The organism is Bacillus benzoevorans (genome assembly GCF_014207535.1).
Taxonomy (GTDB): Bacteria; Bacillota; Bacilli; order Bacillales; family Cytobacillaceae; genus Bacillus_BD; species Bacillus_BD benzoevorans.
In genome coordinates this window covers 1-15528 of sequence record NZ_JACHGK010000018.1, presented here as the reverse complement: position 1 = coordinate 15528, position 15528 = coordinate 1, and the positions used below count along the sequence as shown (strand labels likewise).

Here is a 15528-nt window from a genome sequence, read left to right as displayed (position 1 = left end):
TGGCGAAGTTGTTATTAGCTTCTTCGCCACTAAGTTTGTTTCGTACTATTATTTGTTTAGAACCATGAATGCGATAACTACCCCGATGATCGGTAATGCTTCTACTAACGCAACCCCGATGAACATTGTAGTTTGAAGAAGACCGCGTGCTTCTGGTTGACGAGCGATTCCTTCTACTGTACGACCTACGATTAAACCGTTACCAATACCAGCGCCTACCGCTGCTAAACCGATTGCAATTGCTGCTGCTATAAGATTCATTTCTATGTTCCTCCCTGTATTGTCTTCAATTTTATTGTTCATTAATATAGAACAAGTTTTATTTTAATGGTCATGACTCACTTTGTGTGACAAATAAACCATTGTTAACATTGTAAAGATATATGCCTGGATAGTACCAACAAAGATTGAGAAGCCTTGCCAAGCTAATGTTAATGGAATCGCCCCGATAAATCCGAGCCAGCCTGTCCAAGCTAACCCTCCAGCTAATAACGAAAGCAATAATTCACCGGCATAAATATTCCCGTAAAGCCGCAGACCTAACGTTAATGTATTCGCAAATTCTTCGATAATTTTCAATGGGAATAAGAATTTCATTGGGCTGAAAAATGTTTTTCCATATGCTTTTGGTCCTAATTGTTTCACACCATAATAATGTGATAACCCCACTACCATAACGGCCAGTGTTAAAGTAACAATCGGATCTGCTGTTGGTGATTTCCACCATAAATCTCCATTTAATACAATGGCAAACGGAAGACCCAGCATGTTCGAGACAAAAATATACAAAATGATTGTGATTCCTAGTATATGGAATCGTCCGCCATCGCGCCAATCCATTGTGCTGTTAATAATTCCTTTGACGAAATCCATCACCCATTCAAAGAAGTTTTGGAATCCGGTTGGTTTCATGGCTAGGCTGCGGGTGGAAATGACTGCAATGAGGAAAACAATCGCACTCGCAATGGTAATCATCATTACATTTGCTAAGTTAAAATATAGTCCTAAAAATTTAACTATTGGTTCTCCATGTTCCATCAGTTTTCACCTCTCTTCCTTTGCTACTTATGTACATTAAAAAGCTGTAAAAATGAATCTATCATAATGACAATATAAGCTGCCATTAATCCAATAACCACACTAAGGACATGGAAATACTCAGGAAACTCCATCGCAATGATAACCCCCGCTATGCTTGCTGCCATACGCGTGAACATACCAAGCGATCGTTTTTTCCTCCCGCCCTTAACTACTGCTTCGCCAAATTTTTCAGTTCTTCTGGCCAGATTCCATAAATTAAAGAGACTTATGGCTGTACCAAGAATGAGCCCTAAAAAAATGGTTTGGTAATCGGTGAAACCCCAGCCGAGCACCAAAATCGCCAATATAAAGAATATGTATTTCCGTTGTCTAGCATACACTTCCGACAATTCAGTCATTATCTACTGCTCTCCCGAATAAAATTGCCGCACTAAGCGCAGCATGGCATAGATGCCTGTACCTAATCCCAAAAGCATTCCTATAATGAGAAATAGCGGTTCCGTACCTGTATGACTGTCAATCCATCTCCCCAAAAAAATCCCGGCTAAAATGGAGCCGACCAGCTGCGATACAATTGCAGACATGAGAGCGTACGCTTTTAACGGATGACGATTGCGACTCATTAAACCACCTTTTTTTGTGATCGTGATCGTGAGACATGATGGATACAAGTTACTTCATTAGGATAACATTTTTTTGATTTGTGATGAAGAGTGAATGTTATCTTTTGCTCAAAGAAAAGAAAGAATAATTTCGTGGCTTGGGGAATGATGTTTTCAAAAAATTTCGACAACCCATTGGAATTTATCTGAAAACCCTCTCATTATACCCTTGAATAGCATACAATAGCACTTTAGCAATGTCAATGTGTTTGTTTTGAAAATTCGACATATTAAGGTCGCCTTACGTTCACAAGTTTGTAACATTTTGTAGTTTAGTCAGTTTTATTGGCGCTATAAAGGTCTTGAGTTCGGTGATTTTTGTCACATTGACTGCTCCGGGAATAGAGGAACACCCCCCTTCGATTGTGCAGTGATACAGATCATAGACAATCCCAGTAAATCTCGTTCCTGTTCTTTAAAAAGGTTATACTAATATGCCGTCTAATTTATGGGTGAAATTCCCACTTATTATTTGGCTATATCGAACGATGCTTTATTATACCCCATTTTTAGGTTTATTAACTGTGAATATAATATGAAAGAAATGTGTCGAGCATATCCTCCTTTCCTGACTTTCGCGCAAAAACCTTTACGAGATAGAACCCTTCGTCCGGCATCTGCTCTGAATGAAGTTCCTGCTCCAGTAACCCTTTCGCGACGTTCCGCTTCCAGTCGAGAAATTGAATAAAACGGTGCGTATCCGGTTCAAACAGGGCAATACCAAACTCATCCGCACCGCCAGGCAGATAAACTTCATAGCGGTAAGTCCCGGGTCGATCGCCTGCTCCGAAGTCAAATCCCATAACCCTAGGGTAATCGGGTTCCTCCAGCACGAAAAGATAGGGAATGCGGATGTCCCTTCCTCCCGTGTGAATGATGAATGCCCCATCCTGAATTTTTTCCTTTAACCTAAGCGGATCTGCTGAAAGCTGAATTTCTACTGTCTTCTTTTCACCAGCCTGAAGAGTAAAAGGCAAAGGGATACGCCAGAGTAGTCCTGATTTCTGCTTCGGACCTGTAATGGAAAAAGATTTCTCCTCTCCGCTTAAATTTTCAATGGTCATTTTGGCACTGTGCACATGCTGTATATCGCTTGTTTGAAAGCGGCCGAACTGGAGGGATGCCGGGTAAGCCAGCACGTCCGCCTCCAGCGCCTCCTGCAGCCGAATTCTGCCGGCACCCTGTTCATATGTACGATACAGCTCTCCTTCCTTATTCCGAAGCGGCTGGGCATAGTTCATCAGTGCAGCTTTAATTTTTTCCGGGTCCCAGTCCGGATGGGCCTCTTTTATCAGCGCCGCAGCACCGGCCACATGCGGGGATGCCATTGAGGTTCCCGCGAGTGGGATATAACCCCCGGGAACCGTGCTTTGAATCGCCACCCCCGGGGCAAGGACATCAGGTTTAATTTCCCACGATGATGTCACAGGCCCCCGCGAGCTGAACTCGGCGAGCTCATCCCTTTCCTCCATAACGATCGTGTTGATATGGGCATCCCCTTCCTCAATTTCCTTGAGGAGCCGTTTTCCCTCTTTTTTGCTGATGCCCATGATCGGAATCGGACTTACCTGTTCAAGGTTTCCGAGCAAAGGACCCTTTGTGTTGTTATAAATAATGGCGGCAACGGCACCGGCATCAGCGGCATTCTTTACTTTTTCCGAAAAAGTAAGACTTCCCCGCTCCATTAAAACAATTTTCCCTCTGGAGTCTTTGAGTTCGTCCATTCTGCCAATTCCTCCGTCTATCAGTTCATATTCACGGTTTAAATCCCAGGAAATAGAGCCCTGCATCGGTTCCAGCTTGATCCGCTCCCCCTCCCTGTCCATGATGTAGGGAATTTTCAGCGTCGGAGTGGAAGCACCCACGGAAATGGCTTTGGAAGCCGTTCCTGGTGTTCCGACTGTCCAGATGTTCGGACCGGAGTTTCCTGAGGAGGTGACAGCGGTAATGCCCTGCTCTACCGCTTTATCCAGAGCCAGACTTAACGGCAGGTCCGGACCGTTGATATTTGTACCAAGTGATAGGTTGATAATATCGACTTTGTCACGGATCGCCTGCTCAATTGCCGCTATAATCTGCTCAGAAGTGCCGGCTCCTCCAGGGCCGAGAGCACGATAGGCATAAATGGATGCCTCCGGAGCCACCCCCTTCATCTGGCCGTTTGCCGCGATAATCCCAGCCACATGGGTGCCGTGCAGCGTTTCCTGGCCGAATACCCCTCTCGTCTCCATCGGGTCGACATCGCCGTCTACCACATCATGTCCGCCGCGGTAATTATTTTTCAAGTCAGCGTGGCTGTAGTCGACTCCTGTATCAATGACGCCAATCTTCACACCTTTACCGGTCCATTTCCTATTGAGGATCCCGCGGGCCTCTGTTGCCCCTATGAGTTCCATGTTGTCCGCTGCATGGTTTTGGTATTGATTGGTGATAAAGCTGCCGGCGGCGACTGGGGAAGCTGGCGTGGCCGGCGGCTGAACTGTTCCGTATTGGTTGACAATCGTGACCGTGTTGACCGCTTCATTTTGCGCCAGTCTTTGCAGTGAGGCTGCCGGTCCCTGAACAGAGAACCCGTTTAAGGCATGGCTGAATATTTTTCTTACGCTGATGTTTGGATATTTTTGCATGATTTGTTGTACCTCAGCAGCTGTCACATTCTTGTCAGTTATGGCTATGGCGATTTGTTCCTCGCGGCTGTCAGGTTTTGGGAGCGGCGGGATGGCGGCCGCTGCGGTTTGCATTCGTGCCGCGTCCGAGATTTGCACCGTACCGGCTGAGACGCGATTCATGGGAATTGCGTCTAGCGGAACATGGTCTACCCCAGTGAATAAGGAAGATAAAATAAGAAGAAGGACAAAGTGAATGATCCGTTTCATAAAAGCAAAACCCCCTTTTCGATAGGTTTTGCTTAATTTGATAGGGGTATGCAGGTGGCACAGATTACCAATGCCAGCGCAATCCGCAGAGTTATTTCTATATTATTATCAAAAAAAAAGACTGTTCCCTTCAGCAGATCCTGAGCAGCACCTTCCTAAGAAAAGACAGTCTTTTTACTCACTAAACGTCTTAACCATTAATTAGCGATACTCATCCGGGCGCTGGTCTGTCTGTTTAAAATAATAGCGAATAGCGTCTACGATTCGGCGCGAAGCTTGTCCGTCCCCGTAGGGATTGGAGGCTTTAGCCATTTTCTCATACTCGGCCGGATTCGTTAGAAGCTCATTTGCCAGCGCATAAATCGTTTCTTCATCCGTGCCGGCCAGCTTTAATGTGCCTGCTTCAATTCCTTCCGGTCTCTCTGTTGTATCCCGCAGAACAAGCACCGGAACTCCGAGCGATGGAGCTTCTTCCTGCACACCGCCGGAATCGGTTAATATTAAATGAGCACGGGCGGCAAAGTTATGAAAATCAATCACATCAAGCGGCGGGGTCAAGTGTATTTTTGCATGATCCCCAAGAATTTCATTAGCCACTTCTCTTACGGCCGGATTCATATGAACCGGGTAGATCACTTGGATATCTTCATGCTCATCAACGATTCTTTTAATGGCGCGGAACATATTTCTCATCGGCTGTCCTAAATTTTCCCGGCGGTGTGCCGTCAGCAGGATTAAGCGGTCATTGCCAATACGCTGCAGCACCTCATGGTCGTATTCTTCTTTAACCGTTGTATGTAATGCATCAATGGCGGTATTTCCTGTGATAAAAATGTTTTCCTGCTGTTTATTTTCCTGAATGAGGTTCTGGGCCGACTTGGCTGTCGGTGAAAAGTGCAGATCAGCGATAACACCAGTTAACTGGCGGTTCATTTCTTCCGGATAGGGCGAATACTTATTCCACGTCCGAAGACCCGCTTCTACGTGACCCACCGGAATTTGATTGTAATAGGCCGCAAGACTGGCAACAAAGGTCGTAGTTGTATCGCCGTGTACAAGCACGATATCAGGGGATGCTTCCTTCATGACTTTATCAAGCCCCTCCAGTCCTCGTGTTGTCACGTCAATTAATGTCTGCCGCTCCTTCATGATATTTAAATCATAATCCGGCGCAATCTTGAAAATATTCAACACCTGATCAAGCATTTGCCGGTGCTGCGCTGTCACGGTAACAACAGCTTCAAACCGTTCCGGATGCTTTTTCAATTCAAGGACAAGCGGCGCCATTTTAATCGCTTCCGGCCTTGTCCCAAATATCGTCATTACTTTAATACGTCGATTCAATGTTTTACACCTTCTTATCGCTTCATGGCGGCTGAAACGAACGCAGCCCCTGTCCATTCATTAGACATAGAGGTGAGGCTGACCCGCAGCCTCACCTCTGTTGTATTTTTCGCAAACGACTAGCTCTTTTCCTTATTTCGTACCAAATAATCGATCACCGGCATCTCCAAGTCCCGGAATAATATAGCCGTGGTCGTTTAACTTTTCATCCAGTGCAGCAATGTAAATATCCACATCAGGATGTGCGGCTTTTAATGCCTCAACACCTTCCGGGGCTGCAATTAGGCACATGAATTTAATATGTTTTGCCCCGCGTGTTTTAAGAGATTCAATAGCTGCAATGGCTGAACCTCCTGTTGCCAGCATGGGGTCGACAACGATAAAATCACGTTCTTCTACATCACTTGGCAGTTTCACATAGTATTCAATCGGCTTTAATGTTTCCGGGTCACGGTAAAGACCGATATGCCCCACCTTTGCAGCCGGGATTAATTTCAAGACGCCATCCACCATACCAATTCCGGCACGTAAAATCGGAACAAGACCGATTTTCTTTCCTGACAGGACCTTGGACTTTGTGACGGATACAGGTGTTTCAATTTCAATATCCTCTAATTGCATATCACGTGTAATTTCAAAGGCCATTAAAGTGGCCACTTCGTCAACGAGCTCTCTAAATTCCTTCGTTCCCGTATCCTTCTTCCGGATGTATGTAAGCTTATGCTGAATGAGAGGGTGGTCAAATACATATACTTTTGCCACAAAAATCGCTCCTTTATTAGTTCTAAAAGAATCTGCTATTGTTTATTTTACATAAAGTTAAAAGGCCTTCATTCACTCCGATTTATTTTACAGAAAAAAATCCTCTACAGCAACCAACGGGCTAAATGTTCAAATAATCGTTTAATTTTAAATTCGATGTTAATCTCTATTTAATGATTTGTTAAATTGTAAAGATTAAACTAGAATGAACAAGATAACATTAATATAGAAGGAGATTTTTTTTGTGAGTAGCATCATTGACATTTTTTTACATCTCGATAAGCACCTCAGTCTTTACATGAATGATTATGGTGTGTTTATCTATCTTATCCTGTTTATCGTCGTCTTTTGTGAAACAGGTCTTGTTATTATGCCATTTTTACCCGGAGACTCCCTCCTATTCGCAACCGGAGCTCTGGCAGCTGTCGGTTCGATCAAATTACTGCCTATTTACCTGATCTTTTGTGTGGCTGCCATTGCCGGCGATACCGTGAATTATACCATTGGGCATTTTCTAAGGAATAAGGTCTCTTCGCAATCGAATATTCGTTTCATTAAAACTGAATACTTGGATAGAACCACAGAATTCTTTAGAAAGCACGGTTCGAAAACGATCATCTTAGCCAGATTTGTCCCGATTATACGGACCTTTGCGCCTTTTGTGGCCGGAGTGGGCATGATGCCATATCGTAAATTTCTTTCCTATAATGCAATCGGCGGGTTACTTTGGGTCAGCATTGCCTTGTTTGCCGGCTATTTCTTCGGTGCCATTCCGATTATCAAAGATAATTTCAGCATTGTCGTGATTGGCATCGTAGTCGTTTCACTTCTGCCCATTGTGTTCACCTATTTTAAGAGTAAAATGGCAGCTAATCAAATTTAGAACAGAAAAACACGACTTTATGATGCGAAGCCGTGTTTTTTCTTATACGATCTCCAAGCTTGCCGGTAAAATCAATTCTACCTCGGTCCCCGCGCCTACTTTACTGTTCATTTTTATTTCCCCTTTGTGTAACTTCATAATCCTTTTTGCAATATGCAGACCTAAACCAAAGCCTCCGGTTTCCCGGCTTCGCGCTTTATCCACGCGGTAAAAGCGGGCAAAAATGTTCTCAATCTCTTCCTCCGGGATCCCAATACCATAATCCTGCACTCGGACAATGGCATGTACGTCATTTTTTTCCAAAAAGACATCAATTCTATCATTGCTGTATTTAATCGCATTATCGAGCAAAATAACGATAACCTGCTTGATTTTTAATTCATCCCCCAAAATAAGAATAGGTGATTGCATGAAATGAAGAGTAATATCTCTTTTATAGACCTCTTTCAACTGCTTTAAAATGGTTTGACATAACACGACGAGATTGACCACATCTATATCCAGCTTCACTTCTTTTTCTAATGAAGCTACATCCAAAAATGCTTCGGTCATTTTTTGCATCCTCGTTGCTTCTGAGTGAATGGCCTGGATCGCTTCATCCGCCACTTCTTTATTTTCAAGTCCATGGCGTCTTAACAAATTCGCATAGCTTTTAATGACGGTCAACGGTGTCTTTAATTCATGGGAAGCATCAGAAACAAACTGGGACTGCTTGGCAAAGTTTTCCTCAAGTCTGTCAATCATCCGGTTAAACGTATTAGCCAACGTTTGCAGTTCATCCTTCGTATCATTCTGAATCGTAATCTTCTGCGGGACACCGCTGCGCTCAATATCCTCCATTGTATTGATCATATTCGAAATCGGCCGCATAATGATATTCGATAACCATTTGCCGCTAAGCAATGATAAAATAACGGCTAATATCGTGCTGACTCCAAGAATCAGCACCAGAATATCCTTCCTTGTTTCCAGACCTTCCAGTTCTTCCCCAATCTCCATACTTCCCTTTAAATGGGGTACATTTTCTAGGGGAACTCGAACAATTAGCACCTGCTTTTCCTTTTCTTCTATCCTAAATGCTCTTCTCTCAGCTTCCCCGGTCTGAACAAATTTCCCTTTCACCTTTTTAGCTAGTTTCTTTTCATTCGTGACCTCATAAAGGATCTTCCCATCAGGCTTTAGAATGCGAATATAGGATTTGGCCGTTAAATTATTTTTCAAATTACTTTCGATTTGCTCAGATGCTGCATCGGCACGGATGTCTTTTACAATATCACCTGCTTTTTGGAACGCCCTATCCTCTTCCATATTCACAGTCGTTCTCATAAATAAAATGAAGACAACAATATTAATCAAAATTAAGATAAAAAGCATCCATATGGTTGTTAATAAATTAATTTTTAAGGTGATCCTCATCTGCGTTCTCCTTTATTGTGTAGCCGATCCCTCTTACCGTCGTAATCAATGGAGTAGAAAAACCCTCCTCGATCTTTTTTCGTAAATGCCGGATGAACACATCAATGACATTGGTTTCTCCTTCATAATCATAGCCCCAAACATTTAGCAGGATGCTTTCTCTCGTGACCACTTTATTTTTATTTACCATTAAATAAACCAATAAGTCATATTCCTTTGGCGTTAAGATAATAGATTTACCGGCCCTTATTACTTCCCGTGCCTCCGTGTTGATAATGAGATCCTGTATAGTCAGGGGGGCATCCCTCTCCGTCTGTTCAGTCTTGGAATAATGGCGGAGACAGGAACGGATTCTTGCTAATAATTCTTCAATTTCAAATGGTTTCGTTACGTAATCATTGGCACCATGGTCCAGCCCGGCAACCTTATCAAAGGTGGTATTTCGCGCTGTTAGAAGAATAACAGGAATATTCTCTTTTTCCTTTCGTAATCTCCTTAACACCTCAATCCCGCTTAATTTAGGCAGCATGACATCTAATAAGATTAAATCGATTTCACTATGCAGGGACTTTTCCAGTCCGTCCCTTCCGTTATGTTCAACTGTCACATTGTAGCCCTCATATTCCAGCTCCATCTTTAAAACACGGGCTATTTGTATTTCATCTTCGACTACTAAAATATGAGCTTTCACTTATATCCCTCCACAGCAAACTAATTGTACATCTCCCTCTATTTCACTGTACCATTCCCTACGGTTGCTTTCATTTTTTAATAAAAATGCACTGTTAAATCTTGTTGTTGCTCCATACACATATGGCTAAAATCAACAATAAACGTTAACAGAGCTTAGGGAAAAAGAAAGAATGCCGGGGGGCCGCGTTAATGTATTGGCTGGATATCTAGTCTTCTTAGTAATCGGGATATTTCCAGTAATAGAATGTTTACGCCGAGCCATACTCCCCCGAAGACGTAGCCGGCAGCAATATCGCTTGGAAGTTCGATGTTAAAGAACAATCGACTGACAGCAATCAGAATTAACACCACAAATCCAGCCATCGGGACAATCGTGTGTGCCCAGGCATTTTTGACAAATCGGACAATGATAAACACTGTGAAACCGTATATAACAAAATTCAATAGAGATTGCTCACTTGGAAAGCTAAGGAAAATCTGATCCGTGAACGAAGCAGGAACAGGGGCAAGGCGTTGGAAAACTCTCCTTATACTTTCTTCAAACAATTCTCCTCCTAAAATAATGAAGGCAAAAGAAGCCATTTCAATGAATTTATTCTCCCCTTTCCATAAAATCCACAGGAAGGTAAAGCCGAGAAGGACAAATTGGACCTGCCTTGAACCCAGCAATAAAAATGTTTGCATCGTCTCGGTCCATTCAGTATTAAAAACTAAGGAAAGCAATAAAACCACAATTTTGTTAAAGTTGGTAAACTCATTTCCAAGAAAATCCTGTATCATGCTAATCATTAAAATCACAAGACCCAATGTCAAGATCGAAGTTGCTGCTAAGAGAAAGCCAACCCGTCTTCTGGTATGAAAAATAGTTAAAGTCAGATTTAATAAGCGAATAGTGGCCGCTTTGAGCTCTTCTTTGTATTTTTTGCAGGAGTAGATCATAAGCAAAATGACGGCAGCTGCTATTCCGCCAATAATGAGGTATTTTTTAATCGAACTGTGAAAGGTCTCCCATTGCGGACCTAAGACTTTACCGAGTGTAATAAATACTCCCACCCACAGAAAGGCTCCGCTATAGGCAAAAATTGCGTACTTGCGAAAAGACATTCGGGTAGTTCCTGAAAAATACCCCGTAATATGTCTAATTCCCGGGATAAAATAAGCAATGAGCAAAAGCTTATTCCCATACCTGCTAAACCAAAGGGATAGCTTTTCCAGCCGTTCCGCACCCATATGAAAACGCGATCCATATTTTTCAAAGAATGGTTCTCCCAATTTATAACCTACCCAATATGAAAGCGTCATTCCAATGCAAGCTCCAATTCCAGCTATTAAAATACTTAACAGCCAACTTAAATGCCCTTGAAAAACAAGAAAACCTGTATAACTCATCAGAACTTCACCGGGTAATGGAAAAGCAATCAATTCTAATAATAATGCGATAAATAGCACCATATAGCCATATTGATCGATATAGGCTGTTATATTCCCCACTGCTTATCATCCTTTATGATTCTTTTTTCGTTGTCAGTAAAGATGGAAGTTCCTTACTATTTATTTTAATTTCTCCGGTTTGCTGAGTTGTTATCCTTCTTTTCTATTTACGGACAGTTACTCTCCCCTTAAACTACGATTATTTTACTTCATAAAGGTAAATTCTCCAGGCAGAATCTTTTTGCTCAAATGCCTTCTTAAATATCAGCCCATTGCTCTTGGCATTCATAATAGGCACACTTGAAAAAATATATTTACCGCCCATATTTTTGAACACTTTTGTGTTTAACTGTAAATGTCGTATTTTCTTATCTGAGTCCTTGCGAAAATCATAATTTTTCCCTAATTCAGCCACAAAAATATAACATCTGCCACCCCATGTATCGAAATACTTCTTCAAGTTTGAATTCTTATCTAATTCTGTAGCTATAATCTTTCTGAATTGATGTTTGTACTCCAAAGGATAAAAGTTATTATACGTATCAAGGGTGTAAAAGCCATTATACTGCGCAATCGCCGGATGCAGACCGATGCTGGCCACCCGGTAACTGCCTTTCGGTTCTCCAATATATTGATTGATTTCCGCAAATTCCTCCGTTGCATAAAATTGTTTAAAGGACGGCTCTCCTGCCACTCGATAGCGAATTTCTTCATTAAATCCTAATAAAATAATGACTTGAGATATTAAACAAATCTTAACGAACTTCTGCCAGCCTGCTCCTTTCCGCCAAAGTATATAACCTCCAACCGCAAACATCAGATAAATGATTAACGGTCGCAAAAAATGAAAGCGGGCAAAATTGAATGTATTCAATAATGGAAACTTCTCTTTTAAAGGTCCCCATCCTTGATAAAACCAAAATGCATACCAAACAGATAAGACGATATTTAAAATAAATAAAGAACGATAGCGTTTTTCTAAGGATCCGTTCACTTTCCCTCTTATCGCCCATAATACCATAAAGGAAAGCGGCACTATGACAAGAGTATGAATGGTCATCACATGTGTATGGCCTAAAAAGTAATTCTTACACGCCAAGCGAGTGCTGTGCCAAAAGCCTAACGTAGAACTTATGAACTCATTTCGGCTGGTTGGAGCTTCTGGAAAAACTAACGAAAAAATGAGACGGTATTCAATCAGCAAATAAATTGCTGTCATCATCACAATGCTGCCAAAGAATGTCCAATTCCCTTTCTTTTTCACGAGCCAATCTCTGAGCCATAATAACCCCCCATTGCTGCAAGAAAAAAGAAAAATCCTAAAACAAAGCTAGAGTAGAATGGCAGCAGAATAAGCGTTACCCATTCCTTCCACGAGTATTTTCCGCTTCTAATCTGTAAAAAGGCCCATAATGCAAGCGGCATACCAAGTGTACTGAGCATCCCGGATGGCCAGAATGGAGTCAGTGCCAACGCAAGGGAAACCCAAACACGAATCCAATCCCCATCCTTTTCTCTCACAAAATAGGTTTTTAATAAAAGGTACATGCCCAAAAAGGCAACAATCCTTGTAATGGATTGGCTAATGGCATATGCCAGCATAGAAGGAAATAGGTGATGCAGCCATTGTATCCCACTAAATTCCGTTCCATAAGTGTTACGGGGAATCCCATTGATAACCTGAGGAACAACTGAGTTTATCCCGCCAAATAATTGACCGCTATTTTTTAACGTTTTATACCAAGCAATGTTAGAATCTAGATTATCGTGAACCCTGATATGAGCGTTTTCCCCCAATATAAATAGAGGAGATAAGTACAAAATTAATAAAATAAAAGCCAGAAAAAGCTGTTTCTTTTCTCTGCTCCAACTTTTCCAACTACTCATCGTTCTCCCTCACATCATTTTCTGCTTTTCTCTTTTTTTATCTTAATAAATATCCTTCACCTTCTTCACTGTAACACTTCATTCAGATGCTTTTCCCTTTTTAATCAATTATTAATGTTTTTTTCATCGCTTGTTTAGATTCCTTTCTTATAGTTTAGATACCCACTTTGGGCCAAAGGTATTTGTCATTTGACAAAACAGAAGGAGACTACTATGAATTACACTCTTTTTAAATCGATTAATCAATTAGCAGGGCATCACCCTTATTTAGATGGATTGATGGTTGGTGTGACGAACTACTCTTTGCTCATCTGTGCCCTTGTGTTGCTTCTCATGTGGTTTTTTGGCAAAGAGCAGTATAAGAAGACGGTTGTTTACGCGGGCATTACCTGTGCCCTGGGATTATCCATCAACTTCATCATCGGTCATATCTTCTTTGAACCACGGCCGTTTGTGACCCATACCGTCCATTTATTGATTACACATGCCCCGGATGCTTCGTTTCCAAGTGACCATACAACCGGTGCTTTCGCTCTGGCACTAGCGGTGCTTTTCGTGCATCGAAAAATTGGCATAGGGATGCTCTTATTTGCCTGCTTAACAGGTTTTTCCCGGATTTATGTCGGGCATCATTATCCATTTGATATTGCAGGCAGCATCATCGTTTCACTTGCCGTGAGTCTTATTGTTTATAAACTGCATCCTTTTCTTGAACCTTTTGCTAATATCGTTATCCATCTTTATAACCGCATCCCGCTTGTTCCGAAAACGACTGAAAAGGATGACCGCATTCAATCTGTGCATCACTAACAAGAATACCGGCCCTTTTTGGAGGCCGGTATGATAGAAATTGGAGATGAGAATATGAACACAAACACTCCCACTGGGATACGCATCGCCGGGCAAGTTAATGTTAAACAAGGTTCCACAAGTGACCTCTTCTGGATCATCAAAGTTTTATGCACCACTGTCGGTGAAACATCGCTGATTTCCTCAATTTCAACCTTGGATTTGGTACGAAGCAAATCAATAAAACGCGGGGCCGGTTCTCGCGTTTCCCTAGTTTTCCCCAGTCGCTAGGTTTTGGGGATTTCAGGCGCTTAGAGAGCCCGTTTACGGGGAGGATCATTATGTAAATCTTTTTAAATAAAAGAGTGACCTTCATTCTCTAATACGAACCTAGCTTTTTCTATAGAATGGCTTTTAACAAGTAAGTAGTCCATATTAAAAGTGCAGATGGCAAAAATACTTATCTTATTTTCTGCTAATGGATTTGCTAATGAGGCCAATATGCCGGTTAAGCCAAAGTCCAAAACACCCTCTACTTTTATATATTTCCAATCACTTTCAACTTCCTCAAACTCTTCATTAATCGGCAAACAATCGGTGGGATATACAATCGAAAGTTCCTCATCTGTACGAGTAATAGAAAATATATCGCACGTGGTTGCCCAAGATGGTATTGTTGCTGTTGGGGGAATTTTCACAATGGAAAAGGTTGAATCTAAAATATTTAATTTCATCTTGTCAGCCCCTTTAAGAATATATTCTACCAATTTAATAAAGGGTCAAAAAATAGACTGCTGCAGCTCATTGTTATTCGAATCTTTTGCCCTAACGAAAATATGCGCATCCCCCTTTGAGAGATGCGCTATAACTAAATTGCTGAGGAATTAATTTTTTGATTAATTGTTTCTGATTAATTCCAATTTATCTAGATCAATAATAAATTTTCCATTCATTAAGATATCAAGCCCTATGAGACCGTTGATACCCCAATCCTCTAAATTTCCAAAATCCAACTTCATTTCTTGTATTTCATGCGTACCGAGTATAATAAAATCAACTGGTTTTCGGAAAGAATATTCCTCGCCGCCAATTCCATACGCACTAACTAAAGGATCTCCATTCTCAAAGTAAATACCTAAGTCTTCAACAATATCGGATGAAATAAGAGTGTGCGCCGCACCGGTATCAATTATAAGCTTATCTATTATCTTCGTTTTTTCTTTATACGCAATCGTCATTTCCACTTCAAGCAGACGATTCACTAATTCTAACTTCATAGCCTTATCCCTCTTAAGCCGGTTGGGGTTCTCATTTCAATTACAATTTTGTCAGAGCCTGTATGATAAACAATGGTATTACCTTTAGTATGAAGCAACTCTTTTGTAGCCAATTTAGAATCTTCAATGACGTTAATTAACGCAACATCCGTGACAATCTTTTTATTATCTTCCATGTAGAAATCAAGGATAGTAAGTTTTACATATTGATCTGGGTATAATTTACGAACCTCTTCCCATTTCATTGTTTATCACTCCTTGTTTTATTGTCCTATCATTACCATAGCACATTCCCATGGCAACATAAATAATGCCCTCTGTTATAGATACAAAAAATGGAATACTTGAAATAGTCCATCATTGCTCCATTTTCGTCAGCAATAGGTAAGCGTTTGATGCAATCTCCGGCTTTTCCCCTGCTCCGCACGGAACGTGCAAGTTTCCCTGCATTCCGCGCTCCATCTATC

The 15528-nt window shown here is 41.6% G+C and carries 16 protein-coding genes and 1 pseudogene; 2 read left to right on the top strand and 15 right to left on the bottom strand.

Translation table 11 applies throughout. The features are described from left to right. Nucleotides 1-48: 48 nt before the first annotated feature. The 7 genes from atpE to upp all read right to left on the bottom strand — a co-directional run bounded on the left by atpE (nt 49) and on the right by upp (nt 6685). Entirely contained in the window at nt 49-261 is a 213-nt protein-coding gene (gene atpE / locus HNR53_RS18715; RefSeq protein ID WP_184528892.1) for a F0F1 ATP synthase subunit C, read from the bottom strand. 63 nt (nt 262-324) lie between these two features. Next, nucleotides 325-1038: a F0F1 ATP synthase subunit A gene (atpB, locus tag HNR53_RS18710; RefSeq protein ID WP_184528890.1), complete on the bottom strand. Its 714-nt coding sequence runs from the start codon at nt 1036-1038 to the stop codon at nt 325-327. Nucleotides 1039-1061: 23 nt separating this feature from the next. Next, a complete protein-coding gene (locus tag HNR53_RS18705) occupies nt 1062-1439 on the bottom strand; it encodes an ATP synthase subunit I (RefSeq protein ID WP_184528888.1) in 378 nt (125 codons plus the stop codon). Between the two features lie 3 nt (nt 1440-1442). Beyond that, the gene (locus tag HNR53_RS18700) at nt 1443-1664 is read right to left on the bottom strand and encodes an AtpZ/AtpI family protein (RefSeq protein WP_184528886.1); all 222 of its coding nucleotides are present in this window, start codon (nt 1662-1664) and stop codon (nt 1443-1445) included. A 557-nt stretch (nt 1665-2221) separates the two neighbouring features. Beyond that, complete coding sequence (locus HNR53_RS18695) at nt 2222-4579, bottom strand: S8 family serine peptidase (RefSeq protein WP_281391859.1); 2358 nt, start codon at nt 4577-4579, stop codon at nt 2222-2224. 201 nt (nt 4580-4780) lie between these two features. Continuing rightward, nucleotides 4781-5923 (bottom strand): non-hydrolyzing UDP-N-acetylglucosamine 2-epimerase, encoded by a 1143-nt coding sequence (gene wecB, locus HNR53_RS18690; RefSeq protein ID WP_184528883.1) that lies wholly within the window; start codon nt 5921-5923, stop codon nt 4781-4783. A 132-nt stretch (nt 5924-6055) separates the two neighbouring features. After that, a complete protein-coding gene (gene upp / locus HNR53_RS18685) occupies nt 6056-6685 on the bottom strand; it encodes a uracil phosphoribosyltransferase (RefSeq protein ID WP_184528881.1) in 630 nt (209 codons plus the stop codon). A gap of 235 nt (nt 6686-6920) precedes the next feature. Here upp and HNR53_RS18680 point away from each other — a divergent pair, with 235 nt between their 5' ends. Next, nucleotides 6921-7568: a DedA family protein gene (locus HNR53_RS18680; protein WP_184529003.1), complete on the top strand. Its 648-nt coding sequence runs from the start codon at nt 6921-6923 to the stop codon at nt 7566-7568. Nucleotides 7569-7610: 42 nt separating this feature from the next. On the opposite strand, the gene HNR53_RS18675 is transcribed toward HNR53_RS18680, so the two are convergent. From HNR53_RS18675 to HNR53_RS18660, 4 genes and pseudogenes are all read right to left on the bottom strand, one after another. Continuing rightward, complete coding sequence (locus HNR53_RS18675; RefSeq protein WP_184528879.1) at nt 7611-8984, bottom strand: sensor histidine kinase; 1374 nt, start codon at nt 8982-8984, stop codon at nt 7611-7613. Next, the gene (locus tag HNR53_RS18670; protein WP_184528877.1) at nt 8962-9675 is read right to left on the bottom strand and encodes a response regulator; all 714 of its coding nucleotides are present in this window, start codon (nt 9673-9675) and stop codon (nt 8962-8964) included. The genes HNR53_RS18675 and HNR53_RS18670 overlap by 23 nt, the downstream gene beginning before the upstream one ends. Nucleotides 9676-9863: 188 nt before the next feature. After that, on the bottom strand, nt 9864-11168 hold the full coding sequence (locus tag HNR53_RS18665; protein ID WP_184528875.1) for a VTT domain-containing protein: 1305 nt from the start codon (nt 11166-11168) through the stop codon (nt 9864-9866). 139 nt (nt 11169-11307) lie between these two features. Further along, nucleotides 11308-12995 (bottom strand): annotated as a pseudogene (locus tag HNR53_RS18660) (DUF6044 family protein). Nucleotides 12996-13208: 213 nt separating this feature from the next. Here HNR53_RS18660 and HNR53_RS18655 point away from each other — a divergent pair. After that, nucleotides 13209-13805 (top strand): undecaprenyl-diphosphatase, encoded by a 597-nt coding sequence (locus tag HNR53_RS18655; RefSeq protein WP_184528872.1) that lies wholly within the window; start codon nt 13209-13211, stop codon nt 13803-13805. Between the two features lie 332 nt (nt 13806-14137). Here HNR53_RS18655 and HNR53_RS18650 read toward each other — a convergent pair whose 3' ends face one another. The 4 genes from HNR53_RS18650 to HNR53_RS23100 all read right to left on the bottom strand — a co-directional run. Beyond that, on the bottom strand, nt 14138-14518 hold the full coding sequence (locus HNR53_RS18650; RefSeq protein ID WP_184528870.1) for an ACT domain-containing protein: 381 nt from the start codon (nt 14516-14518) through the stop codon (nt 14138-14140). Between the two features lie 162 nt (nt 14519-14680). Continuing rightward, the gene (locus HNR53_RS18645; protein WP_184528868.1) at nt 14681-15061 is read right to left on the bottom strand and encodes a retropepsin-like aspartic protease; all 381 of its coding nucleotides are present in this window, start codon (nt 15059-15061) and stop codon (nt 14681-14683) included. Then, the gene (locus HNR53_RS18640) at nt 15058-15306 is read right to left on the bottom strand and encodes a hypothetical protein (protein WP_184528866.1); all 249 of its coding nucleotides are present in this window, start codon (nt 15304-15306) and stop codon (nt 15058-15060) included. The genes HNR53_RS18645 and HNR53_RS18640 overlap by 4 nt, the downstream gene beginning before the upstream one ends. Nucleotides 15307-15338: 32 nt before the next feature. After that, the coding region (locus HNR53_RS23100) for a hypothetical protein (RefSeq protein WP_221452393.1) at nt 15339-15528 on the bottom strand (190 nt) is incomplete at its 5' end.